We start from the raw sequence: 25,154 nt of genomic DNA, 5'->3' as shown, positions 1-25,154 counted from the left end.
ATTTGTTTTATAGTGCTGATCTTAATGCACCTCTAACTTTAAAACTACACTCCTGAACACTTGATTTTAGTTTTTCATAGTTTTCTTCTGAACAATTATCTGGCTTTTTTGATGGTAAACATGTTTTTATTTCCCCATGATGTTTTTGTTCCTGTAAACAATTTAAATCACCACTAGTTAATTGTTCATCTGCAGCATATACTGAAGCAGAAAAAATAATAAATACAAAAATAAAAATAAATTTTTTCATAGTAAACATCCTTAAGATTAACTTTAAACATACTTGCGATGAAACTTCAAAAAATCAAATAAATGGAGTTTGATCACATTTTCATTATAACACTTAGTTTGTACTATTTATCTATTTTAATATGTTTCATAAAAAATTTTAATTTTCATTAGACCTAACTATTTCATAGACATCTACACTATCTTTATTAGCCACTCCCATGAAATGAGTATCTGGACTAAATATAAACTGAAGAGGCTTATCTTTTAGATATAATGCTTGAGATAATACAAAGCCATCAAATACTTGTATTGCTGCCTCACTCATTACAGATGTGAGTTTATCACTATATTCTATATCCACAAGCGAAGCTTCAAAACCTCTTTGTAAAACAAGTTTATCTTCTATTGCATTCGTTTTTCTATTAATTGCTCTAATGTCAAAGCTATACTCATACGCTACCATAAACATTTCTTTCTCATCATATGCTTGTATTTTATATGGCTCTAGCTCTAGATTAACACTTGATGTTAATCTCACTCCCACACCATTAAGTATATATAGTTTCAAAGCACCTTGGCTAAGGCCAGAGTCACCATTTTTTAAAGCCACCACCATTCGTAGTGTTTTTTTATCACTATCTTTTAGTATTCCAAAATCCTTAATTGTATTACCTGGATAATCCACTAGCTTACTAGAACGATTAATTGTGCCATCATTCAAAATATCATATTTATATATCTGCTCTTTAGATCTAACATAAACATAGTCAAAGCCTGCATCTTCATAGAATTTAAATCCAGTTGGAGTATAGCTCAAAGACCTAGAGTCTGTCTTATCTAAAACACCATCATTTCCTATGGTAAATATAATTAAGGAACCTTTATTGCTATCTTCCTCATGTGTGAGAACATAAATTTTATTTTTAAACATCTCAACAGCTATAATATTTTGGGCTATATGCTCACTTGATATTTGCGAATTAACTTTGTTTGAGATTGGTGACATACTATATTCAGAAATAATATGCTTTGAGAATAAATATAAACGATCACCATTTTTAGAGGCGAGCGCTTTTATAACTTTACTTCCAACATTTGTTTCACTATCAAAACAGCTAGAAAACACAGCACTATTATTTATCGAATAGCCCAATTTTATAGCACTAATACAATATTGTGGACCATCACGATATATTGAATATAATCTAGAATTTTTTCCTTCGGATATAGCTAAAGCTTGAACATTTGATTCATTTATTGTGCTTATATATCCAGGTTGTGCCTTATGATTATCTTTGCTCGTACGAACAAAACTCGCTTGAGCATTAATACCAAGAAATATTAATAATACGCTTATACAAAAATTTTTTTTCACTAAATTCATAACTTGTAATATTTACATGATTTTATTAAATAGTATTTGCAAGTATACATGACTATGAAAAATATTTAAGTTTATGTAATAATTTAAGTTATAACTACATATAATAAAATACAAGATGATTAATATATCGAATAATGCCATTGAAGAACTTCAAAGAATTCGTCAACATATACATCAGCACCCAGAGCTTGGTTTCGATGTATATAATACAGCTGAATATATAACTAAAGAACTAGAGAAAATAGGTTTAAAGGTTCAAAAATCAATTGGAAAAACTGGATTAGTTGCTGATTTAATTGTTCCAAATGCAAGCAAAACCATTGCTTTTCGAGCTGATATGGATGCTCTACCAATTCATGAACAAAATAGCTGTCAATATAAGTCAAAAATAGAGGGTAAAGCACATATGTGTGGCCATGATGCTCATTGTGCTATGGTTTTAGTAACTGCGCAACAGCTTGTTAAAAATAAAACTATGCTAAATGTAAACATTCGGTTTATATTTCAACCTTCTGAAGAGATCTTGCCAGGTGGTGCTCCGGCAATGATTAAAGACGGTGCTTTAGATAATGTAAATGAAATATATGGTATTCATGTTTATCCTATTATCAATGAGGGATGTATACAAATATCAACTCCTGTAGCTATGGCTGGTGTTGATCTATTCGAAATAATATTTCACGGTAAAGGTGGACATGCTAGTACTCCCATAAAGGCTAATGACCCTATCATTATGGCTGCTCAATTTATCAATCAAGCTCAAACAATTGTTTCTAGAAATGCCGATAGCTTTGACCCAATAGTAGTTTCTGTAACTGCAATAGAATCTGGGGCAGCATTTAATGTAATTCCGGATCAAGCAAAACTAAAAGGCGCTGTTCGTTTTTTAAGTTCTTTTGGTCAAAATATTGCAAAAAAACGTATACATGAAATAGCTAAAGGGATTGCAGACACGTACAAAGGTAAGGCAGAAATTAACTACATTCATGGCTATCCTGAAACTAGAAATAATGAAAAAGTTGCTACTAAGTGCATAGCTAGTGCGAAACATGTATTTGGTGAAGATAATGTTATAAGAGCTAATCATCCATGGATGGCATCAGAAGACTTCTCTTATTTTGCTAAAAAAGTTCCTGCTTGTTACGCTCTTTTAGGAGTAAAAAATGAAGCAAAAGGTTTTACATCTATGGTACATGAACCAACTTTTGACCTCAGTAATGAGGCAATGCTATATGGAGTAAAATATTTTATAAATATCATAAATGATTTAGTGATACAGAAAGAATCATGAGCAAAATACTAATTAGCTTTGCAAACATAAACAATATAACTACGAAAGAGATTAATGATCTTGTAAAAATTATCAACGATGCTTACAAAACTGCTGAAGGAGATTTATGGATAAATTCAGCTAAAAGAGTAACTTTTGATGAGCTGCAGACTTTAATTAATCAAAATCAGATAATTATCGCAACAAATAATAATGAAATTGTTGGTTCTGTAAAAGTTGCGAGACTCTCAAAAGATGTTGCTGAATTTGGGATGCTTGCAACTAATTTTAACTATAGAGGTCTTGGCATTGGTACTAAGCTTGTCAATACCGCAGAAGATTGGGCAAAGAATAATGGCTTTAGGATAATGCAGCTTGAGTTACTCACGCCTAAGCATTACATTAATCCGAGCAAAGAAATCCTTAAAAAATGGTACACAAAATGTGGATATAAACATCACTCTATCGAGCCATTTAAAAGCTTATTCCCAAATACATACCATTTATTAGCTGTAGAATGTGATTTTAATATTTATCACAAGAATCTTTTTTAGATAAAACTATAATATCCCAGTAACATCAAAGACTTTAACATTTATGGATAAAGACTCTGTACCACCTCCACGATAAATTGTTCCGGCTGTTGGTGTAGCATCAATATATGTTCTGCCACAAGCAATACGCACGTGATCACTATTAACTTCACAACCATTTGTAGGATCATATCCTATCCAGCCAACCCAAGGTATATATACTTCAACCCAAGCATGAGTTGCATCACTCATTTCAGTATTGCTATAGTGACCGCCATTAAATATATAGCCTGAGCGATAACGAGCAGGCACACCCAAAAGCCTTGCTAAGCAAATAAATAAATTTGAGAAATCTTGACAAACACCCTGTCTAGTAATATAAACATCATAAGCGGTTGTAGCAAAATTAGTAGAGCCTGAGGCGTATTTATATTCGTAATAGATCGTTTTATTGATATCATCGAGCACCGCCATAATATCACTGTCATTTCTTTTGACAAAAGATACCGCATAATCCATCAGCTCCTCAAGCTGAGTCTGTGGTAACTCTACAGATAATAGATATGGTGTCATCATTTGTCTTTGCCATGGCATCCAAGAAATTGGCATAGTTGTCCGTGAGTTTATTGATCTCTTACGTACACTATGATCAGTACTTACAGCCACTTTAGTTTTCATTTCTATAGTAAACTCTTTATAAGACTCTTTAGTCTTCAGAAAAACAACATCATTACCGAAAACATCTGTATACTCCTCTTTTTCACACGCAACAGATATATTAAGATCATAATTAAGTATACGCTGCTTTGTATCTACAATCGGCCTCATCCGAATGTTATGTTTACTTAGATTAACTGGAATTTCATAAGTATATTTTGTAGTATGAATTATATCTAAAATTCTTTCTGAACTCTTAAATGTTTTAATTTCTGTTGGAACATTTAGCAGATCGGGCTGATAGGTATGACCACCATAATTACTACTATTCTTATCGCTATTCCATATAACTCGTCCATGAGAAACAGCCACCATCTGAGCTGGCAATAATTTTCTCCATGTATTATCTACATTAGTATTATTAGAGAATATTGTATAAGTTCTAAGCTCATCCTCATATAATCCTGTGGCTACATTTACATAACCGATATCAAGATTATTACTATTTGATGGAGGAAAGAACTTTTTATAATAAATCGGATTAAAATCATCCTTATCTTGATAAACTATTGTTACATCTCCATTAGAGAGAACTAAGTTCACTTGTCCAACCTGATTTATTTGTTTAAGTAGATCATATAAATAAAACAAATTATCATCATTTAACTCTCTGATATTTTTTTTTCTTAATTGAGAGAGAATCCAACATAATATGTATTCTGAATCAGTTTTACCAACAGGCTCATAGTCAGAGAAAGTTAAGGTCAATGTATTTTGATACATTCTATTTAAATCACCATTATGGACTATAGTCCATTCTTTGCCCGCATGAGGCTTCATAAATGGCTGAAGATTTAAATTAGTTTTATCAAATAAACTATGACTATAAATATGTCCAATGAAAGTACTTGAACAAAAATTTGGATTGCCATCGAATAAAGCGCGTAATGCCTCTAGATTTTCAACATGATTATCTTTCATAATTGATACAGCATTATGATTATCATGATACCATCCTATACCCCACATAAACTCTTGTAGAGTTGCGGTATCATCTGCTAAAAAGTTAATTCGTGGAGATATTGGACAATCTGAAGATATAGCCAAGATATTACTAAACATTAAATATTTTTCCTTTTTATTTCTACCCTTCTAACATTGCTATGTAGAAATCAACATCAGATATAAAGAATTCTTTTGAAATAATAGTTGTAAGTTCTGCCATTGATTCTATCAGATAAGTAATAAAATCATGATTTTTTTCTAGCAATGATTCTGTAGAATTACTTTCAAAGTATTTTATAATTTCCTCTACTTTTGTTCTAGACTGCATACCAACTCCTGTTGAGTGATATGACATCCTTTTTAACACTGCAAGACAATCATTTAAACAAAATGTAACAGTTCTAGGATAATCATCTGATTTTATCAAAAACTCTGCTACATCTTTCCTATTAACATCCAAATCTGCTTTGCGCATAAAAGCATCTTTAGACATTGTATTTAACAACATTTCTTGCCAATATTGTGATTCATCTGTAGTTTCATTCTTTGATGCAAGACTTATATGTCTATGATGATGGATATCTCCCAGCCTTAATGTAAAATCAACTCTCTCAATAAGCATACCTAACTTCATAAAATTATAAGTATCATTTCTTAAGATGAAATTGTGATAAAAACCTATCCATAAGAAACAAAACTTAATAATTTTCTTACAGAATCCATCCAAATTCACTACAGAAAACCTATGAGTTTCAGCTGAATTAATCCATAACCATAACTCATTAATTTCTTCCCACATATCTGCAGATATAAGATCTCTAATTATCCGAGCATTTTCACGTGCAAAAGATAGTGATGAATATATTGAGGATAGATTTTCTTTATCCCAAATTAGAAACTCTTGTATTTTTCTAGCATTAGATTTTGCACTATAGCCGTACTTTTTAATAAAAGCTTCTTTTCCACCCGCTACTACTACTAAAGGATACCAAATATCTTCAGCATCACCATATATTTCAAGTTCTACATTGTATGCTACATCTATAGCATTAGTTAGCATTTGAACTCTTTCAATATTTCTACTTAACCAAAAACAATTTTCTGCTGTACGAGATATCATCATTTTTTATCTCTCCCTAAAACCCAAGTATCTTTTGAACCACCACCTTGACTAGAATTCACAACATACGACCCCTCTTTAAGAGCCACTCTTGCGAGCCCACCAGGCAATATCCATGTATCTTTACCAGTAACTAAAAATGCTCTTAAATCAACTCTTCTTGGTAATACTTTACCATCTATAAATGTTGGACTTGTGGATAACTCTACTAGTGGCTGAGCAATGTATGCTCTAGGCTTTTCTTTTATCTTAGTTGCAAACTCTTGTAACTCTTCTGCATTAGCCTGAGGTCCAATCAACATTCCATAACCACCAGAGCCATTAGCTTCTTTAACAACTAATTTATCAAGATTACTCAAAACATAATTTCTATCATCTTCCTCACTACAGAAATATGTTTTTACTTGAGCTAATATTGGCTTCTCTTTGAGATAATATTCGATCATCTTATGAACATAAGGATATATCGCTTTATCATCAGCTATACCATTACCTACAGCATTTGCTAGAACTACATTACCAGCCTTGTAAGCTTCTATTATACCTGGCACACCTAACATACTTTCTGGATTAAAGAACTCTGGATCTAAAAACTTATCATCTATTCTTCTATAAACAACTGTTACAAGTCTAGGACCTTTAGTTGTTTTGAGATATACATAATTATTATGTACAAAAAGATCAGAACCTTGAACTAGTTCACATCCCATCTTACGCGCCAAATAACTATGCTCAAAATATGCTGAATTATATTGTCCTGGTGTTAAAACTACAGTTAAGCCTTTTTTTCCATCCACTACTGGAGAGATGCTTGAAAATGCTTTTCTCAATTCAGTTGGATAATCTACCACCTTTTTGATATTAGCATTTGCAAATGCTTCAGGAAGTACTTTCATTAGAGAATTACGATTCTCCAACACATAAGAAACACCTGATGGAGTCCTTACATTATCTTCTAGAACCATAAAACCACTTTCATCTTTGATAAGATCAAGTCCTGCAATATGGCAATATACACCATATGGAGGCTTTACACCTCTCATCTCAGGTAAATACTCCTCAGATGATTCTACAAGCTCTCTTGGTATTACACCATCTTCTAGTATTTTTTGCTCATCATATATATCGTTTAAAAAAGCATTCAGTGCTTTAAGTCGTTGTTTCAACCCCTTTTCAAGTTCTTGCCATTCCTTTTCTGAAATTATTCTTGGAATTAAATCAAAAGGGAAAATTTTTTCTGTGCCTTGACTATCACTATAAACAGTAAATGTAATTCCATTCTTCAAAAAAGAAGCATCAACAAATTTCTGCTTTTCATATAAAGATTCTACACTTAACTCATCTATGGTTTTGATTGCCTGAGAAACATCACTACGTACATGACCTTCATCAGAAAAAATTTCATCATACACTCCCGAATAAGGAGCATAGCCTGAAAAAATATTATCATTAGACATATATGAAAGACCTCCAAATAAAATAATCTAACAAATTCATAGTATAATAAATACTTATTTTTGTATATAAAAAACTTACTTTTACATAAACAATATATTAAATTTCAGCTAATCTTTATAGCTTAAAATTGAAAACCTTTGAGATCTACAACATGATAAAGATATATAGATTAGCTTTAATAGATTTAGATTTGGAAAATATTGACATTATCTTTATTACCAAATCCCATAAAAGATTTAGATACAAATGAGCTATTATCATCAATCTTAACCATTTCAGGCTTAAAGCTTAAAGTACTATTGAAATTTTCTTTAATGTACCTACAGGATTAATCTCGTAGATAAAAAGCTTACCACTTTGATTCGTATGACTAGCTGTTATAAGATACAGATACTTATCATTATCAACTAATTTTGCATCTATTACCTTCTGAGGGTAGTTCTAAATATACACTTTTGACTCAATACTCAATAGTATTAGTAGCTACTGAAATGTTATATCCGAGAATTTTATTATCAGATAAAGTATAAAAAGTTTTTCCTTTATCAGTCAGAATTATTTTTTTGACTTTATTCCCTACTGTATATTGATTATCAAAACAGCTAGTGAAAGAATCTGCTTTATTTATTATAGATGATAACCTTACAATTATGCTTTATAAGCTTTGTAAAAAAACAAACTTAGAAAAGTAAAAATTATATTTTTCATAACAAACTATCGAAATATGTCGTCTTTAAATATTTATACTAAAATAACGAGCCAATATTTCTTTTGTCAATTTTTGACAACTAATATCAAAAATTAAATACCTTAGTTATGTAATATTTTGTTTATAAAAACCTAACCTTAGTTTTTTATATAAGAAGATTGCAAATAACGCTAATACTAAGCAAATTAAACTAATAGTAACAGGGCCTAGCCAAATAACCCCAGTTTTAGAGATAACTGTTGAACTAATTATTGGACAAATACCTCCTACAAAAGCTGAATTTAAACTATAACTCAAAGCAACTCCTGACAACCTAAACTCTGTTGGAAAAATATCACACAAGAAAAATAATGTTGTGGATGCTCCTATTGAATAACAAATAATTAAAAAAATCATTCCCATAAAAACACTATAAGTATCTGACATCAAGTAGAATGTTATAGGAATAGCTATCAATAAAACAAAACAACCCAAAATATACATTTTACTAAGTCCGACTTTGTCTGACATATATCCGAATGTTATTACAGATATTAAAACTATTATCTGCACTGGAATCATTATCAAACTCGTATTGCTAGTATTTAGCAGTTTTGCAATATAAAAATTAGAATACTGAAGCAAAATTATTGCGCCAAGAGCAAATAGCATCGCAAAACAAAAACCAATAAATATATTTATGTAGTTTTGTTTGAAAAGAGCAATAACACTTTTTTTGTTTCTACTCACAATTTTTTTAAACAATGGCGTTTCCGTTAATTTTAGTCTAGAGTAGTAGCCAAATACTGCTAAAAAACCACCTAATACAAAACCAATTCTCCAAGCATAATCATCAAATAAATATTCAAGAATCAGACATACTGTTGTTGCAAATAAAAACCCTGATAAGACAAATGCAAACAAAATACTTAGTTTAAATCCTATATTCTTTGTACTTGTTTCATAAACAATCACATACGCTGCAGGCAACTCTCCGCTTAGAGCAAATCCCTGTAATATCCTAAATATCACAAAAGCTATACTTGCAAACACCCCAAAAGTAGCATAAGAAGGCATAATTCCCATTAGTAATGAGGATATTCCCATAAGAATTATTGTAAATGTAAATATTTTCTTCCTACCATATCGATCACCCAATATTCCTAAGGTAATAGCGCCTAAAGGTCTAACAATATATGTTAAAGAAAATATAGCTATAGCAATGAAACTTTTGATTACTGAATCATCAATTCCTACAAAAAATGTATTTATAATTTGTACCGAGAATAACACATATAATAAAAAGTCATAAACTTCTAAAACTGCGCCTATGCCTGCAATTGATACTACTTTAAAATCTTCTTTCATCACTAAAATCAGTTATAGTTTCACTATCATGTCTTTGTTATTCTTATGATATCCACCTCTTTTAGAATAAACATAAACACCTAGTAGCCCAATCACACCGCAAACAATACCAACAATAGATGGACCTAAAAAATTATATGCTGTCATTGTAATTATCGTTGTACTCACTAAAGGAGCAATTCCTCCAACTATAGCAAAAGCAAGATTATAACTGAGACCTACGCCTGATAATCTAACATCTGTAGGAAACAAATCACAAAGCAAGAATATAAAGGTAGCCGCAACTAATGAATAACAGAGCATGATAGCTATAGATGCAAAAACAATTGCAGATACACTACCTATATAACTCATCAAATAGAATACAGGCAATGCACAAACTACAACGAGCCCAGCACCTGCTATAAACATTTTTGCAATACCAACTTTATCAGATAGAAAGCCAAAGATAAATGTAAAACAAGTAAGTGTTAAAACACTTGGAATTAGAATCAAAGAAATCTGACCAGAATTATATCCAGTTAAAATATCTTCAACAAATTTATGTATATAAAGAGTCAACATTACACCACCAAAGGCTACTATAATAACTATACATATCCCAGCGAACAAATTTGGACCATAAATAGAGACTAAAGAACCAAAAGAATGTCTTTTCTGTTTATCAATACTTTCAAACTCTGGAGTTTCATGAAGATTACGACGCACATAATAACCAACAAATCCTAACAATCCACCAATAATGAATCCTGCTCTCCAAGCAAAATCACCAAACACATACTCAAGAGCAAAACCTACAAAATCAGAAAATAAAAATCCACCCGTTACAAATGTGAATAATATAGCAGTAGCAAAACCGATTTTACCCTTAACTGATTCATATACAATAACATAAGCCCCAGGCAACTCCCCACCCAAAGCAATACCTTGCATAATACGTAATAACACAAACACAAAGCTTGCATATAATCCCCATTGCGCATATCCAGGCATCAACCCCATACACAATGAACAGCTTCCCATTAGCAGTATTGTAAATAATAGTAGACGTCTTCGTCCTATTAAATCACCAACAATCCCCAAGATAGTTCCGGCGAATGGTCTGACAAGGTAAGCTATTGAAAATATTAAAACTGTTAAAAAAGTTTTAATTGTTGGATTTGTAATTTGAGCAAAAAAAGTTGCTGAGATTTCTTTAGAAAAAATCATATATAGAACAAAATCATAAAACTCAAGAATTGCACCAATTCCGGCTAATAAAATAACATTTCTACTATCTTTATCGTACATTTATAATACTTACTTTAAAAATTCAATTTAGCAAATCATACATTTTTTTAGCTTTATTTAGAAGAATATTTAAGCCATACAATAGACTTTTTAGTAATTGTCTAAACTAACTATTTCAAGATGTTGCATCTGAGTCTGTAAAAACATCTCTCCAACAGATCGAAACTTCAAAGGGATATCTGTAACATAAAACTTATACTCTGGATTAGAATTGTTTTTATTCAAAAGATTATTTTCAATTAGTAATTGCTCTAACATCTTACTAGCTTGTAATGAAGGGTCTATAAGCTCTACATTAAGAATCTTAGCTATACTATCTTTAATGATAGGATAATGTGTACAACCCAAAATCAGAGCTTGAATGTTTTTATCATTAAAATACTCAAGATATTGTCTAGCTACTAACTCAACAACTTCTCCTTCTATAAATCCTTCTTCAATCATGGATACAAAAAGGCCACATGAACTACTATAAACTTCTGTATCAGGATTATTTTTGTGTATTTGTAGTGCATATGCATTACTATTAATAGTAGCTGGAGTTGCGATGACACCAACGGTTTTAAGTCTATCGACTAAGCTAACTCCAGCGCTTATCACATCAATAACAGGAACTGTTTTTGCAATCTCTTGAACGATATCTTTTGCAATAGCTGATATTGTATTACAAGCAATAATTATTGCTTTGACTTCTTGATCAATTAGAAATTTAGCTGTTTGGGCTGCAAACTTTTGAATAGTCGCTCGTGATTTAGTTCCATAAGGTATTCTAGCAATATCACCAAAATATATAATATCCTCATTTGGTAATATATTCATCAAGTTCTTGACGACAGTTAAACCACCAATTCCTGAATCAAAAACACCTATAGGTCTATTATTGAGCATTATTTTTTCTCTATTTTACGAATTATCTTTCTACGTGAACGCGTAGGTATTTTCTCTAAATACTCTTCTTTTGCTTTGATAAAAGGTATTAGATTTCCTAATGATAAAACTGCTTGATTTGCATCATCTGCAATAAAATTTTCACTTAACTGTGCGTCATCATTAGCAAAAATAACTATCGTTACAACTGGGATACCTTTTATATATATTTTTTGTTTATAAAGATATGTTTGCAGTACTTTTTTCTGTGCAAATGTTTGTCTAATCGGATTTTTTATTGTTTTTGCATAGACTTTATTGTTTTGAGAAGTTTTTGAGACATTCCAACGTTCAGCCATATTTTCTACTTCAATATAGCCACGATTATTCTTAACTTCGATTATATATATACTTTTACGAGATATTGCAATAAAATCAATTTCTCTATTACCTACTGTAGATTTCTCATCTGGTAAAACCACTCGATTAAATAATACAAAATTATTATCTAATTTTTTTAGCTCATCTAAAACAGTAGTTTCGCCTTCTGCACCTGAAATAATTATATCTACAGGATTATCATCTTTTGTTATTAAGAAAAAAAATACAAATAATATAAATGCTAGAGTAAATCCAACCTCTAACGATTGAGTAACAAATTCAATATCTCCTAGATATAGATCAACACCAACTATTAAACCACATAGAATAATAGATGCATATAGACTTTTTTTTGCTCTAATTAGGTAGTTCCTTAACCTAGCCCATGTAAAGCGCAAAAAGAGCCTGTCTTTTTTTAATTTACTTTCAATAGCCATAATACCAATATACTTTGTTTAAAAATCGTAAAATTATAAATTAATAAACTTCTGCTTTATTTCAGTTATCTTATCTCTAATTGCTGTTGCCTGCTCGAATTCAAGCTCTTTTGCATAAGCCCTCATTCGTTTTTCTAGAGCTTTAATAACCTTCGAAGCTTCAGTCATACCTAGTATAGCCGAAACATCTACATCATCAACCTTTAAGCGCGAATTATTTTTATATGCACGTTTTTGCATCTCTGGAGAACTATCTAACATATCATCTATACTTTTGATGATTGTCTTAGGCGTAATATTGTTTTTCTTATTATGTTCATCTTGAAGTTGACGACGACGTAGAGTTTCATCCATAGCCTTTTTCATAGATTTTGTAACAACATCCGCATACAAAATAGCTCTACCATTTTGGTTTCTAGCCACACGTCCAATAGTTTGAATAAGAGATTTTTCAGAACGCAAAAACCCTTCCTTATCAGCATCAAAAATTAATAAAACTCCAACCTCCGGCATATCAAGCCCCTCTCTAAGAAGGTTAATACCTACAAGCACATCAAATACACCATGACGCAAATCATGAATAATTTGGACTCTCTCAACAGTATCAATATCAGAATGTAGATATCTGACATTAACGCCATGCTCAGATAGATACTCTGTTAAGTTCTCTGCCATTTTTTTGGTTAAAGTTGTTATCAAGATTCTTTCTTCTTTGGCTATAGCTTTATTTATCTCTGATAAAGCATCTTCTACTTGTATAGCTACAGGTCTTACAGAGACTTCAGGATCTAATAAACCTGTTGGTCTGATTACTTGCTCTACAGTGTTTTGAGACTTTTCAAGTTCATAATTAGCAGGTGTTGCAGATACATATATTGTCTGAGGTAACAAACTCTCAAACTCATTAAATTTCAAAGGTCTATTATCCAAAGCAGAAGGTAACCTAAAACCATAGTTAACGAGGTTTGATTTACGAGATAAATCCCCTTTATACATTCCGCCAAACTGTGGTAAGGTCACGTGCGACTCATCAACTATAACTAAGGCATTTTCTGGTAAGTAGTCAATCAATGTTGGTGGTGGATCACCAGGAGCTCTACCTGATAATAATCTTGAATAATTTTCGATACCTGTACAGTAACCAAGTTCTTGAATCATTTCAATATCATACTTAGTACGTTGCTCTATTCTTTGAGCTTCAAGTAATTTACCTTCTTCTTCAAAATATTTAACTCTTTCTTTCAGTTCTGCTTTGATCTCTTCTATAACTATATCTTTACGCTCTTTTGATGCAACATAATGTGTACTTGGGAATATTGTTGCTCTATGTAATGTTTTAACTTTTTTGGAGGTTAATGAGTCAATAACACTTATTGTTTCAATTTCATCATCAAAAAACTCTACTCTAATAGCATCTTTTTCAGAGTCTGCCGGGAATATATCTAATACTTCTCCTCTAACTCGAAAACTACCTCGACTGAAATCCATATCATTACGCGAATATTGCATTTCTACTAACTTAGTTTGAGCTTTTTTTAGCCCTAGCTCTTCGCCTACTTTTAGGTGCAAAAGCATCTGCATATACTGCTCTGGATCGCCTAAACCATAAATAGCTGATACCGTTGCGACTATAATTACATCATTACGCTCAAGTATTGCTTTTGTAGCTGACAAACGCATTTGTTCAATATGCTCATTTACAGATGAATCTTTTTCTATATAGGTATCTGATGCTGCTACATAAGCCTCTGGCTGATAATAATCGTAATATGACACAAAATACTCAACTGCATTATCTGGGAAATATTGCTTAAACTCTGAATATAATTGAGCTGCCAAAGTTTTGTTATGTGCAACAATCAAACATGGTTTTTGTGTTTGTTGAATCACATTTGCCATAGTATATGTTTTACCAGAGCCTGTAACTCCTAGCAAAACCTGATGCTGTAAGCCATTATTAACACCTTCAACTAAGCATTTAATTGCCTTTGGCTGATCTCCAGCTGGAGCATACTTTGTTACTAGGTTGAATTTATTCATCTAAAATAAATACTCCTCTAACTCATATAGCAAAGCTTGTTGTTCTTCTGTTAGATCACGATTCATGCGTAAATCTTGCATTTCTTGATAGATATCTTCCAAAGTTTTGCGAGTTCTACCTTTATGGTCAATCAAAAGCTCATCATTATCTAAGCTAACAATCTTATTTAGATAATCTTGAAACTCCATCTGTGCTTTATCAGGTAGTTTTGAAAAGTCTAATCTACCAATTATCCTAACTGCTCTGTTATAATAAGATTTTGGTAATTGATTTAGCATTTGTGCTTTTTGATAAATTTGTGAAGTATGAAATTTATCACAACCTCTTTCATCAGCAGCACTCATAAAGTCACTTTGATAAATTGCTGCATCTATATCAACATTTTCAATCTCTGGATACTTATATTCCAATATATAATCCACAAAATTAGCAAATATTTCTGGATTGTTTTTTATAAATTCCTTATTTGTCTTTATCAAATCTAGTCTATCTTTAGGCAATCTCCCCACAAAACGAGTTTTAGCAGGTAATATTAGCGGAATATCACCCCATTTTTTATTTACAGTCAAACGCCAATGCTCAGCTTTCAAACTGCCAAACTCTTCTATAAATTCACTAAATAGATAACTATCTAAGCGAAGAAATATCTCTTGATTTTTATAATGTCTATGCTGACCAATATCAAGTATTGCCGACATAAAATTATTTTTAAAGCCAAAAACTCCACTTACAGCAATTGCTTGTCTATACCCAATACCACCGACTTCTAAACCAATATCTAATTGTGCTAGAGTATTTTCATCATTTTGCTTATTAAACTTTGCTAATAGAAACTGCCACATTTTAGGATTAGCTATTCTTAATTTCTTTGCTAACTCTACTGTAACAATTACATCTGTAATAGCATCATGAGCTCTACCACCACTATAGAGATTGTTTTCAGTATTTAAATTTTCTAACTTCAAAGATATTTTTTGCTGTCCTTCTTCATCAAGAACTTTAGGCCACTTAAGAACATCATTACAAAATAAATAATAGCAAGTAACAATCGGAAACAAATCAGCCCTAGAACAGCCATTTTTAAACTGATGATTATAAGGAGGCAGCATATTCTTATAAAAAGCAAATCTCAAAAACTCATCATCAAAACCAAGGGTATTATAACCAATACTAATAGTCCCTGGAGTATTTATGATTTTATGAATTTTTCTAATTGCCTGATATTCTGACACACCCGTATTTGCTTGAGCAATAGAAATATGATGCGTTATCGTTGCAATTGGAGATGGAGTTGTATCAGGGTTTAGCTTCACAAAAAAATTAAACCTTTCAATTTCATTAAAGTCCAAATCTGTACGAATCGCAGCAAATTGTAATACTTGGTCAAAAGAATTATTAATACCAGTAGTTTCTAAGTCATAAAATAAAAAAGTTTGATTTTGAAACATTAAAGAATAAGCTCATATTTAATTAAATTATTGGCTTAGAATTTTAACATACCTTTATAATGATTAATAATTTTGAATATTACAAATAATTTTGATTTAAAAACTTGATAGAAGCTCTAAAGAATAATTTTTATATTTCCAAAGTAACATTATGCAGGCTGTCTAGTTGCAGCAATTACAACTTCTCGTATATTTATATTTTGTGGTTGGCTAAACATAAACATAGCTGTACGAGCAATATCATCTGCTGCTAAAACCCCACCCATAGACTCTTTCCAGTTTTCATAATCTGATTTAATTTGATCGGATGTTGTATGACTTAAAAGCTCAGTTTCTACAGCACCTGGACAAATTGTCATTATTCTAACATTATCATCAGCAACTTCTTCACGTATATTCTCACTCATTGAAGATACTGCAAATTTTGTACCAACATATGCAGCGTGATTAGGGAACGATTTCTTGCCAGCAATTGAGCTGATATTTATAATTGTCCCACTTTTTCTTGCTTTCATATCACCTAATACAGATTGAATACCATTCAATAATGCCAATACATTAACTTCGTACATCTTTTGCCATTCAATAGGGTCTTGTGTATCGATTTGACCAAGCAACATTAAACCTGCATTATTAACCAATAACTCAACTGGACCGTATTCAGCTTCAGCTTCTTTTATAGCACTTTTTAGAGCTTGAGCATCTGTCACATCTACTTTACGAATCATTGTGTTAGGTAAATTTAATTCTTGTATCTTTTCTATTCTTCTACCTATTAGCAAAAGCGAATGACCTGCTTCAGAAAATCTTTTTGCAATTGCCGCACCAATTCCAGAACTTGCTCCTGTGATTACCACTAATGATTTAGCCATGTTATTTCTCCTATATTTTTGTTTTAATTTTCACATCGTTTTAATGATTGTAAATTCTATATAAACTTATTAAACTGATAAATACCAACAATCATAAAACATTGTTATTAAATAATGAACAATATTCATTGGCGAGGTATTCACTGTTTCATTCACGTCGCTGAACAGCAAAGCTTCACAAAGGCAGCAGATATATTAGGAATGGCTAAATCAAACCTAAGCCAAAATATTAAAGACTTAGAAAACCATCTTAAAGTTCAACTACTATATAGAAGCACTAGACATGTTCGTCTTACTGAAATAGGACAAGACTATTATAAGAAATGTAAGAAGGCTCTCCAAGACCTTGATATAGCAACACAATTAACTAGCCAAGAACATAATGAAATAAGTGGTAATATAAAAATCAACTGTGTTGGAGGAATTATTGGTGAAGATGTTATTGCTCCTTTAGTTTTGAAATTCCAGCAACTACATCCTAAAGTTAGTATCCATTTGGATTTTTCTAGCAACAGAATCAGCCTTATAGATAGTGATTATGACTTAGTTATCCGGATGGGTAATCTGCCCGACTCAAATTTAATAGTCTCTCCTCTTCGAACAGTTTTTACTAAATATGTAGCTAGTAAAGATTTTATTGAGAAATATACCAAAATATCTGATCCAAGACAGCTTGAAGCTATGCCTCTAATTTACGGCAGTATCAAGCAATGGAATTTCAAATCTATAAATGATAAATATACTCTACATATTCATAATAATGGTTTTCATGCAACTAATGGTAGAGTTATGAAACAAGCTACTCTTTTAGGATTAGGAATCACAAGGTTAGTTGATATCTATGTAGATGCTGATATCAAAAATGGTAAATTAGTCGAAATACTATCTGAATATAGAGAGGAAACAAAACTTTCTGTTGTTTCACTACCTGTAAAATATCAACTCAAAAGAATCAGCTCATTGATAAGTTATCTCAAAACTAATTTCAATAAAGAATACACTAGTAAAAGTGAGCGAAACTAAACTTATTTTTGAGCTAATAATCTATCATATCTAATAGTTATTTTTTTAAAATTACTTTGAATTTGCTCTTTAGTAAAATGCACAAATTCCTTATATAAACTATCATCATGCTTTTTTTGTTGCATAAATAGAGTTCGATACGTTCTCAAGTTAATGAGCAATTCATCTATAAGTATCAATATTTTCTTATATTCATAATATTTTTTCGTATCAGAAAACTCATACTTAGCATTCACTAGCATTTCATTAAGTTTAATATTTTTTTCGATTAAAAAAATAATTTTTCTATTTTCAACACTACGATCAACTTTATTCACAAGATCTTTAAGTTCAGAATAAATTCTATACATATCTCTACTAAAAAGTACTTTATTTTTTCGTCCTCTAGTGAGGAAGGTTATCAGAACTATACTTAACGTCCCTATAGCTACACAAGTTACTCTAACAAAGAATAATTCTTTATCCCAGCCAATAAATAATCCAAAATACATTACTAAATAAACATGTATAAAAAAAACACTAGTCGCATAATTTAAAAACATAGTGTACACATACAATGCTAAAGCAAAGCAGCATAAACCAGCAACCAATGTAAAGTTATATGGTATATTTTTTTGGATTAGTAACAATACTACAGATCCTATTGAAGTACCTAATAATGAGAAAATAACAATCGCTTTAGCTCTAGTATAAACCACACTAGTACTCGTACTAGCGGCAACACTTACTACTGCGATAACTACCCAGTATATTCTATCCCTAAAGCCATCATCGCCACTTAAACTAAATATTAAATAACAAACTATTAACCCCACGATAGATGCCACAAAAACTCTTATAGCCAATAATGTTGTATCAGAGAGTTTATCTATATACCTATCTTTAAATAAGATCATAGTATGCCTCTCTAATATTTTCTAAACTAATCAGCATATCATCTAAAAATAATAAACTACTAAACAAAAGCTTCCTTTTTTGCTTATCATTTTGATATTTATGGATATAGTTCATTTCAAACTTATATTTAAGATGAGATATATCCTCTGACTTTTTTTCAAAAATCTCAGTAGACTTTTGTATATATAACATCAAAAACATTGTATTTTTATAAATTTTCTCCAAATCTTGTGATAGATTTTTTGCCTCATTTTCTTCAAATTCCAAACGGACATAATCAACAGTAAGTTTTTTATAAACTAATAGAAATTTTGATGTTAAACGATTAAAAACTATCAAATTATGACTTAAATAGCGCCACTGCTCCTGATGACTTTTACGCAAGAACATCAAACCATGATTTTTAAATGAATTTATATTTTGATATTTCAAATTACTTACTTCAACGATATTTGATTGAGTAAATCTTCTATATTTTGACTTTTCAAATGTATCAATATAGTTACGCACAAAATTTTTCAAAAACTCATTAAATACTTTACGAACATCATCAGCTTTCATTAACTTGTAGTTTCTGATAATCACTAGATAAACAATCAAACCAATCACAATAGCTGTAAGAGTAAAATGTAAGTGATTATCTTTTTCCAACGGATAACGCACAAAACAGATACAAGTTATAACAACAATCATCATAGGAAATACAGCAAATGCTTCTCCAAACCTTCTAAACCAAAATGCTATAAAAGCAACAAATACTATTAGCATAAAGTTAGTTTCAAAAAGAGGATGGACATATGGAGATATATTGACGATGACTATAGCTATAATCATATATAGTGCAAAGGCTAAACGTTTGGCTTGTATACTTCCTAATAGAATACTTCCAGCCAAATTAGCCATAAATAAGATAATTATAATAACAAGATTTTTGTCGATATCAAAAAATGCTGTAATACCTAAAAATGAAAAAAGTATAATTGCAGATTTGATAGCCCCATCTTGAAATACTTTCATAGGATCTTGGTCAACATATTTATGATATATTTCACTGATGCTAAGCACTTATAAATCAACTTTTAGGATACCTAATATGGTAAGAATTATATTGTAAAAGTTGCTTAATTAATATCATTAGAGTAGTTATTTTTGCTTTAAAATGTAGTAAAATTTAGTAGCATTTAAATAAAATACATACTTATATCTTTATGATTTATAACAACACTTATGATGTTATTGTTGTTGGTGGCGGTCATGCGGGCGTTGAAGCCGCGGCTGCTTCGGCACGTATAGGCGCAAAAACCCTATTACTTACTCACAATATTGACACAATTGGACAAATGTCTTGCAACCCTGCTATTGGTGGAATTGGTAAAGGCCACCTTGTTAAAGAGATTGATGCTATGGGTGGTATCATGGCAAAAGCTATTGATATGGCAGGTATCCAATTTAGAATTTTAAATTCTCGTAAAGGTCCAGCTGTAAGAGCAACAAGAGCTCAAGCAGATAGAATACTATATAAAAAAGCTATTAACTCTCTACTAAATGATCAAGAGAATTTAGATATTTTCCAAGACTCCGTAGACGATTTGGTCGTTGAGAATAATACAGTATGTGGAGCCGTAACTAAAACAGGCATCACTTTCAAGTCAAAAAAGGTTGTACTCACGGTAGGTACATTCTTAGGAGGTAAAATACATATCGGCAAAGTATCTAAGGAAGGCGGTCGTGCAGGAGATCAACCATCAAATGCATTAGCTGCTCGCTTAAGAGCATTGCCATTTAGAGTTGATAGACTTAAAACAGGTACCCCTCCACGTATAGACTGCCGAAGTGTCGATTTTAGCGTTATGGATGTACAACACGGTGATACTCCAACACCATATTTTTCATTTTTTTCAAAAGGAAAGATTGAGCACCCAAGACAAATACCTTGCTATATAACCTACACCAACTCAAAGACTCATGAGATTATTACAAATAATCTCGATAAATCGGCAATGTATGGTGGACTAATAGAAGGTATAGGTCCTCGTTACTGTCCATCTATTGAAGATAAAGTGGTCAGATTTGCAGAGAAAGACAGACATCAAATCTTTGTCGAACCTGAAGGGTTAAATAGCATTGAACTATATCCAAATGGTTTATCAACTAGCCTACCATTTGAAGTACAATGTGACTATATACGCTCAATTAAAGGCTTCGAAAATGCCTTTATTATGAGACCTGGTTATGCAATCGAATATGACTTCTTTGATCCTAGAGATCTCAAACCCACACTTGAAACTAAACATATCAAAGACTTATTTTTTGCAGGACAAATCAATGGCACTACAGGCTACGAGGAGGCAGGTGCTCAAGGTTTAGTAGCTGGAATTAATGCTGCAATTAGTATAGATAGTGACAAATCATGGTATCCAACGCGCTCAAATAGCTACATGGGTGTTCTAATAGATGATTTGATAACAAAAGGCACCAAAGAGCCTTATCGTATGTTTACATCTCGTGCCGAGTATAGACTAATTTTACGTGAAGATAATGCGGATTTAAGACTATCAGATAAAGCATGTGAACTAGGGCTGCTAAACAAGCAAGATCAAGAGTTTTTTATCAATAAAAAAACATCTATAGATGAAAATATAACTATGATGAAAAATACTTGGATAGGTCCTCAAACACAAAAAGCTCGTGATTTAGAAAAATTTTTAGATAAAAAAATGACTCGAGAAAGCACTCTTTTTGATTTGTTAAAACGTCCTGAATTAGACTATAAAAAATTACAGCAGATTCCTGATATAAACTTAAAGCTAGAGAATGAAGATATAATTGAACAAATAGAAATATCTGCCAAATATTCTGGCTATATAGAGCGTCAAAATAAAGATATAGCTAAAATTTCAACACTAGAATTAAAAGCGATACCAGAAAACTTCAATTATTCACAAGTTAAGGGTCTATCTAATGAAGTGCTTCAAAAATTAACAGAACAAAGGCCTACCACTCTTGGTGAAGCATCTCGAATTCCTGGAATCACCCCTGCAGCTGTGTCATTATTGACTATATACATGAAAAAAACTGGTTTTATAAAATAGGAAGTATTTATTATGATAAAAGACTTTTTTAAAATAGTAGTTTTAACAGTATTAGCATCAGCACTTCTTTCATGTGCTACAAAGCAAAAATATATAGATCAACAAAAAGCATGGATTGGTAAAAATATCTATTCCTATACCCAAGAGTTCGGCATGCCTAATAATGTAATTCAAGTCTCACCAGATCCTGATGTCGAGACTTATGTATATGTACGCAAAGCGGTTAACCCAAATACTCCTGCTTATGCTGGAAGCCCAATGAATAGCTTAATAATGGCAAACAGAAATCCTCATTTTGTTCAATTTGGGGCTTTAATGTGCACGACTTGGGTTTCATATAACAAAAACACTAAGCTGATCATAAACATAACATTCCGCGGTAACTACTGCGCTATCAACTAGCATCAAACAGGAAGATTTAATGAATATCAAACAGACTTCAACACCTCTAGTTACAGGACTTGTATCTGCCTCTATATGTTTCAGTTTTGGATTTTTTTCAAATGTTTTTAAATACAATGGATTAGAGTTTTTTTATGCCTATATAGCATTTTTAGTGCTACTATGCTATCCAATGAACCTAATAGCAATATATTTTCAAAAAGCTTATCCTGACTTAAATTCACATAGTAAATTAGTTTATAAAATTACTGGCAGCTCTAAATTTAGACCTATTAGTATATTATTAACCGGTATAATGATTATTCTTGTAGCTCTTGTTATGTTTAACATGTCTACTTATGTTTTAGATTTTTTTGATAATATACCTGCAATAGATAGATTAAGTGACCAGAGCCTTCAGTTTAGTAGTAATTTTCCAATATACACATCTCTACTCGCTGTATTTGCTGCCATTTTTTTGATGTTCATACTTGCTGATAAGCAAAAGATAAACCTGAATGAGACGCTAAAAACCACAGCTCATATATCACTATATTTAGTAACTATTCTAATGTTAATTGTAATATATACACCTCAAGGAATTATTGGAATAAAGGATTTTCTTTTTGATATAAATTATCAAAAAGTTGAGCAGCTTCGCTCCATGTTTGGACTAGCTTTAGTTTATGCAATACTAAGCAACTTTATCTCCATAGCATTTTATAAAAACATTATAAATATTGGTGACAATGATTTTGGTAAGTTAAAAACCAGTGCCTTTAAAAGTATATTCTACAATATAGTCTTTTCATTTATGATATGTATAACTATATATGCTATATTAGGCGACTATAGAAGTTATCTTCAACCTACAGAAGGTTTACAAATCACAACTATTTTCACAATAGTTAAAACAAACTATCCTATGTATTATCTACTACTTGAAGTAATATTTACAACTCTTAATCTTGTTGTTTTTGTTACATCCTTGAAGTATATTTTCCAAATTGGTACTAAGCTATATACTAAGCTACTAATTCTATTAATTCCTTTTATTATAACTACATTTTTTATAGAGTCAGGTATTGCTTATATTGATTTTTCTAACATGATTGCTCTCCACATCATCATCATTTTCATTTTCCTATTTGATGTATTTATCACTGGCTGGATTTATGATGCACAAAGACTTAGTTACGAGATACTCAAAAATACAAATACTAAATTATCACCTATATTTAATATAACACTAAGAATTCTCATACCATTTATATGCATCATTATAGCTATTGGCTATATATTTTTACCAATGCCTATTCTATGGCAGTTTATAGCAGCTATCGCATGTACTATTGTATATATAGTCAAAGGAAGTGTTTTTAGTAAAATATTTAACAAGAGAAAATTCTAAAATGTTTTTTAATAAAAAAAATAATCAAGATGAGTTAAAAAAAGCTGCGGCTATTGAAGCTGCTAAACATATAAAATCAGAAATCACTTTAGGTGTTGGTACAGGTAGTACAGTTGGCTTTCTTATACAAGAATTAGTCAACTATAAAGACAAAGTAAAGACCGTTGTATCAAGCTCTGAAGACTCAACAAAAAAGCTTAAAGAACTAGGTTTTGAAGTAGTTGATCTTAACTATGCTGGAGAAATTGATTTATATATTGATGGTGCTGATGAATGCAACAGCTATAAAGAGCTTATTAAAGGTGGCGGAGCAGCTCTTACACGTGAGAAAATATGTGTTGCAGCCGCAAAAAAATTCATCTGCATTATTGATGAGTCTAAAAAAGTAAATACTCTAGGGGAGTTCCCTCTTCCTGTAGAAGTTATCCCAATGGCTAGAAGCTATGTAGCTAGAGAAATAGTTAAATTAGGCGGCCAACCTGTATATAGAGAGCAAACTATTACAGATAATGGCAACATTATCCTAGATGTATATAATCTAAAAATAGACAACCCATTAAAGCTTGAAACTGAACTAAATCAAATAACAGGAGTTGTCACTAACGGCATTTTTGCTCTTAAGCCTGCTGACACTGTTATTATGGCTAAGAAAGATGGAGAGATTGAGAGTTTTTAATTTTTTTATTGCTTTTTTTAGCAAAAAGCTTATCTAATTTACTTTTCTGACCTTTATATAAAATGCGCGATAAGTAATTTTTCAAGTATTTTACTGTACTCTTAGCTTTAAGAATTAACTCTCCTCTATTATCATTATTTTTTTCACATTTAGGATTCCATTTATAATGAATGAAAGCATTTCTATTATCAGCTAGTTCTTGAATATTTTTTGCATGACTCCTATTAAAATAGGGTAAATCTAATACCTCCAATAACCACCCACATTTACCAGCAATATTTACAGATCTAATTAATTCATTTTTAGCTTTTTTACTTATATTCTTTTCTCTTAGCTGATAATCAATTAATTTATTTAATGAATGCTCAAAAAATATTACAAAAAACACTATTGATAAGTCTAAATCCCCAGATTTTTCAAAAGAATATGCTTTATCTAATATATATTCACTATGGTCAATTACAAAATCTATATCAATAGTCTCAGAGTCGAGAATTTCTTGCATTTTATCTATTAGAGTGTTTTTACTTTCTATATCTTTCTCATCTAAGTATCCATGAATAAAAAAAGATTCAGCTACTATTTCAATCATTCTTTCAGCAAATTTTATATCTATTTTCATCG

Annotated in this window: 22 protein-coding genes; 7 read left to right on the top strand and 15 right to left on the bottom strand. The window is 31.2% G+C overall.

The genetic code is table 11. The annotated features are described in order from the left end of the window. Positions 1 to 7 precede the first annotated feature (7 nt). Together ACKTR7_RS09095 and ACKTR7_RS09090 are read right to left on the bottom strand one after the other, a co-directional pair. Positions 8 to 250, bottom strand: coding sequence for a hypothetical protein (locus tag ACKTR7_RS09095; RefSeq protein ID WP_144402364.1), 243 nt, complete (start codon positions 248 to 250; stop codon positions 8 to 10). A 138-nt stretch (positions 251 to 388) separates the two neighbouring features. Beyond that, positions 389 to 1,615 carry a hypothetical protein gene (locus ACKTR7_RS09090; protein WP_407877997.1) on the bottom strand — a complete coding sequence of 409 codons (1,227 nt, stop codon included), beginning with the start codon at positions 1,613 to 1,615 and terminating at the stop codon, positions 389 to 391. A 115-nt stretch (positions 1,616 to 1,730) separates the two neighbouring features. Here ACKTR7_RS09090 and ACKTR7_RS09085 point away from each other — a divergent pair, with 115 nt between their 5' ends. Beyond that, positions 1,731 to 2,906, top strand: coding sequence for a M20 metallopeptidase family protein (locus ACKTR7_RS09085; RefSeq protein WP_407877996.1), 1,176 nt, complete (start codon positions 1,731 to 1,733; stop codon positions 2,904 to 2,906). Continuing rightward, positions 2,903 to 3,439, top strand: a complete 537-nt coding sequence (locus tag ACKTR7_RS09080) for a GNAT family N-acetyltransferase (protein WP_407877995.1) — start codon at positions 2,903 to 2,905, stop codon at positions 3,437 to 3,439. The genes ACKTR7_RS09085 and ACKTR7_RS09080 overlap by 4 nt, the downstream gene beginning before the upstream one ends. A gap of 6 nt (positions 3,440 to 3,445) precedes the next feature. Here the strand turns inward: ACKTR7_RS09080 and ACKTR7_RS09075 are convergent, their stop codons facing one another. From ACKTR7_RS09075 to ACKTR7_RS09030, 10 genes are all read right to left on the bottom strand, one after another. Next, positions 3,446 to 5,197, bottom strand: a complete 1,752-nt coding sequence (locus tag ACKTR7_RS09075; protein WP_407877994.1) for a class II glutamine amidotransferase — start codon at positions 5,195 to 5,197, stop codon at positions 3,446 to 3,448. 22 nt (positions 5,198 to 5,219) lie between these two features. Continuing rightward, positions 5,220 to 6,200: an alpha-E domain-containing protein gene (locus ACKTR7_RS09070; protein WP_407878036.1), complete on the bottom strand. Its 981-nt coding sequence runs from the start codon at positions 6,198 to 6,200 to the stop codon at positions 5,220 to 5,222. Then, on the bottom strand, positions 6,200 to 7,657 hold the full coding sequence (locus ACKTR7_RS09065; RefSeq protein ID WP_407877993.1) for a circularly permuted type 2 ATP-grasp protein: 1,458 nt from the start codon (positions 7,655 to 7,657) through the stop codon (positions 6,200 to 6,202). The genes ACKTR7_RS09070 and ACKTR7_RS09065 overlap by 1 nt, the downstream gene beginning before the upstream one ends. 815 nt (positions 7,658 to 8,472) lie before the next feature. Continuing rightward, complete coding sequence (locus ACKTR7_RS09060) at positions 8,473 to 9,714, bottom strand: MFS transporter (RefSeq protein ID WP_407877992.1); 1,242 nt, start codon at positions 9,712 to 9,714, stop codon at positions 8,473 to 8,475. Positions 9,715 to 9,726: 12 nt separating this feature from the next. Next, positions 9,727 to 11,004: an MFS transporter gene (locus ACKTR7_RS09055; protein ID WP_407877991.1), complete on the bottom strand. Its 1,278-nt coding sequence runs from the start codon at positions 11,002 to 11,004 to the stop codon at positions 9,727 to 9,729. Positions 11,005 to 11,094: 90 nt separating this feature from the next. Continuing rightward, entirely contained in the window at positions 11,095 to 11,892 is a 798-nt protein-coding gene (gene murI / locus ACKTR7_RS09050; RefSeq protein WP_407877990.1) for a glutamate racemase, read from the bottom strand. Further along, positions 11,892 to 12,689: a nuclease-related domain-containing protein gene (locus ACKTR7_RS09045; protein ID WP_407877989.1), complete on the bottom strand. Its 798-nt coding sequence runs from the start codon at positions 12,687 to 12,689 to the stop codon at positions 11,892 to 11,894. Before ACKTR7_RS09045 ends, murI begins: the two co-directional genes overlap by 1 nt. 33 nt (positions 12,690 to 12,722) lie before the next feature. Then, complete coding sequence (uvrB, locus tag ACKTR7_RS09040; RefSeq protein WP_407877988.1) at positions 12,723 to 14,729, bottom strand: excinuclease ABC subunit UvrB; 2,007 nt, start codon at positions 14,727 to 14,729, stop codon at positions 12,723 to 12,725. Further along, positions 14,730 to 16,178: an exonuclease domain-containing protein gene (locus ACKTR7_RS09035; RefSeq protein ID WP_407877987.1), complete on the bottom strand. Its 1,449-nt coding sequence runs from the start codon at positions 16,176 to 16,178 to the stop codon at positions 14,730 to 14,732. A 149-nt stretch (positions 16,179 to 16,327) separates the two neighbouring features. Continuing rightward, positions 16,328 to 17,050: an SDR family oxidoreductase gene (locus ACKTR7_RS09030; RefSeq protein WP_407877986.1), complete on the bottom strand. Its 723-nt coding sequence runs from the start codon at positions 17,048 to 17,050 to the stop codon at positions 16,328 to 16,330. A gap of 114 nt (positions 17,051 to 17,164) precedes the next feature. Between ACKTR7_RS09030 and ACKTR7_RS09025 the strand changes: the two genes are divergently transcribed. Then, positions 17,165 to 18,073 carry a LysR family transcriptional regulator gene (locus ACKTR7_RS09025; RefSeq protein ID WP_407877985.1) on the top strand — a complete coding sequence of 303 codons (909 nt, stop codon included), beginning with the start codon at positions 17,165 to 17,167 and terminating at the stop codon, positions 18,071 to 18,073. Positions 18,074 to 18,075: 2 nt separating this feature from the next. Here the strand turns inward: ACKTR7_RS09025 and ACKTR7_RS09020 are convergent, their stop codons facing one another. Continuing rightward, positions 18,076 to 18,969: an FUSC family protein gene (locus ACKTR7_RS09020; RefSeq protein WP_407877984.1), complete on the bottom strand. Its 894-nt coding sequence runs from the start codon at positions 18,967 to 18,969 to the stop codon at positions 18,076 to 18,078. Further along, the gene (locus ACKTR7_RS09015; RefSeq protein WP_407877983.1) at positions 18,956 to 20,035 is read right to left on the bottom strand and encodes a hypothetical protein; all 1,080 of its coding nucleotides are present in this window, start codon (positions 20,033 to 20,035) and stop codon (positions 18,956 to 18,958) included. The genes ACKTR7_RS09020 and ACKTR7_RS09015 overlap by 14 nt, the downstream gene beginning before the upstream one ends. Positions 20,036 to 20,178: 143 nt before the next feature. Here ACKTR7_RS09015 and mnmG point away from each other — a divergent pair, with 143 nt between their 5' ends. Genes mnmG through rpiA form a run of 4 tightly spaced genes read left to right on the top strand, consistent with a single transcriptional unit; the run spans position 20,179 to position 24,530 of the window. Next, positions 20,179 to 22,062 (top strand): tRNA uridine-5-carboxymethylaminomethyl(34) synthesis enzyme MnmG, encoded by a 1,884-nt coding sequence (gene mnmG / locus ACKTR7_RS09010; RefSeq protein ID WP_407877982.1) that lies wholly within the window; start codon positions 20,179 to 20,181, stop codon positions 22,060 to 22,062. A gap of 12 nt (positions 22,063 to 22,074) precedes the next feature. Further along, positions 22,075 to 22,464 (top strand): hypothetical protein, encoded by a 390-nt coding sequence (locus ACKTR7_RS09005; protein ID WP_407877981.1) that lies wholly within the window; start codon positions 22,075 to 22,077, stop codon positions 22,462 to 22,464. A gap of 19 nt (positions 22,465 to 22,483) precedes the next feature. Next, entirely contained in the window at positions 22,484 to 23,854 is a 1,371-nt protein-coding gene (locus ACKTR7_RS09000; protein ID WP_407877980.1) for a hypothetical protein, read from the top strand. A 1-nt stretch (position 23,855) separates the two neighbouring features. After that, positions 23,856 to 24,530 (top strand): ribose-5-phosphate isomerase RpiA, encoded by a 675-nt coding sequence (gene rpiA, locus ACKTR7_RS08995; protein WP_407877979.1) that lies wholly within the window; start codon positions 23,856 to 23,858, stop codon positions 24,528 to 24,530. On the opposite strand, the gene ACKTR7_RS08990 is transcribed toward rpiA, so the two are convergent. After that, on the bottom strand, positions 24,499 to 25,152 hold the full coding sequence (locus ACKTR7_RS08990; protein WP_407877978.1) for a hypothetical protein: 654 nt from the start codon (positions 25,150 to 25,152) through the stop codon (positions 24,499 to 24,501). The genes rpiA and ACKTR7_RS08990 overlap by 32 nt on opposite strands. Positions 25,153 to 25,154 lie beyond the last annotated feature (2 nt).

Source organism: Francisella sciaenopsi, from assembly GCF_045862875.1.
In the GTDB taxonomy this organism is placed as follows: domain Bacteria; phylum Pseudomonadota; class Gammaproteobacteria; order Francisellales; family Francisellaceae; genus Francisella; species Francisella sciaenopsi.
Note: the sequence above shows the minus strand (reverse complement) of the source record. Positions and strands in the feature narration are given on the sequence as shown.

Excerpts from the sequence above, each read along its gene's own strand:
- ACKTR7_RS09095 (WP_144402364.1), bottom strand. The coding sequence starts at position 250 with ATGAAAAAATTTATTTTTATTTTTGTATTTATTATTTTTTCTGCTTCA.
- ACKTR7_RS09090 (WP_407877997.1), bottom strand. The coding sequence starts at position 1,615 with ATGAATTTAGTGAAAAAAAATTTTTGTATAAGCGTATTATTAATATTT.
- ACKTR7_RS09085 (WP_407877996.1), top strand. The coding sequence starts at position 1,731 with ATGATTAATATATCGAATAATGCCATTGAAGAACTTCAAAGAATTCGT.
- ACKTR7_RS09080 (WP_407877995.1), top strand. The coding sequence starts at position 2,903 with ATGAGCAAAATACTAATTAGCTTTGCAAACATAAACAATATAACTACG.
- ACKTR7_RS09075 (WP_407877994.1), bottom strand. The coding sequence starts at position 5,197 with ATGTTTAGTAATATCTTGGCTATATCTTCAGATTGTCCAATATCTCCA.
- ACKTR7_RS09070 (WP_407878036.1), bottom strand. The coding sequence starts at position 6,200 with ATGATATCTCGTACAGCAGAAAATTGTTTTTGGTTAAGTAGAAATATT.
- ACKTR7_RS09065 (WP_407877993.1), bottom strand. The coding sequence starts at position 7,657 with ATGTCTAATGATAATATTTTTTCAGGCTATGCTCCTTATTCGGGAGTG.
- ACKTR7_RS09060 (WP_407877992.1), bottom strand. The coding sequence starts at position 9,714 with ATGAAAGAAGATTTTAAAGTAGTATCAATTGCAGGCATAGGCGCAGTT.
- ACKTR7_RS09055 (WP_407877991.1), bottom strand. The coding sequence starts at position 11,004 with ATGTACGATAAAGATAGTAGAAATGTTATTTTATTAGCCGGAATTGGT.
- murI (WP_407877990.1), bottom strand. The coding sequence starts at position 11,892 with ATGCTCAATAATAGACCTATAGGTGTTTTTGATTCAGGAATTGGTGGT.
- ACKTR7_RS09045 (WP_407877989.1), bottom strand. The coding sequence starts at position 12,689 with ATGGCTATTGAAAGTAAATTAAAAAAAGACAGGCTCTTTTTGCGCTTT.
- uvrB (WP_407877988.1), bottom strand. The coding sequence starts at position 14,729 with ATGAATAAATTCAACCTAGTAACAAAGTATGCTCCAGCTGGAGATCAG.
- ACKTR7_RS09035 (WP_407877987.1), bottom strand. The coding sequence starts at position 16,178 with ATGTTTCAAAATCAAACTTTTTTATTTTATGACTTAGAAACTACTGGT.
- ACKTR7_RS09030 (WP_407877986.1), bottom strand. The coding sequence starts at position 17,050 with ATGGCTAAATCATTAGTGGTAATCACAGGAGCAAGTTCTGGAATTGGT.
- ACKTR7_RS09025 (WP_407877985.1), top strand. The coding sequence starts at position 17,165 with ATGAACAATATTCATTGGCGAGGTATTCACTGTTTCATTCACGTCGCT.
- ACKTR7_RS09020 (WP_407877984.1), bottom strand. The coding sequence starts at position 18,969 with ATGATCTTATTTAAAGATAGGTATATAGATAAACTCTCTGATACAACA.
- mnmG (WP_407877982.1), top strand. The coding sequence starts at position 20,179 with ATGATTTATAACAACACTTATGATGTTATTGTTGTTGGTGGCGGTCAT.
- ACKTR7_RS09005 (WP_407877981.1), top strand. The coding sequence starts at position 22,075 with ATGATAAAAGACTTTTTTAAAATAGTAGTTTTAACAGTATTAGCATCA.
- ACKTR7_RS09000 (WP_407877980.1), top strand. The coding sequence starts at position 22,484 with ATGAATATCAAACAGACTTCAACACCTCTAGTTACAGGACTTGTATCT.
- rpiA (WP_407877979.1), top strand. The coding sequence starts at position 23,856 with ATGTTTTTTAATAAAAAAAATAATCAAGATGAGTTAAAAAAAGCTGCG.
- ACKTR7_RS08990 (WP_407877978.1), bottom strand. The coding sequence starts at position 25,152 with ATGAAAATAGATATAAAATTTGCTGAAAGAATGATTGAAATAGTAGCT.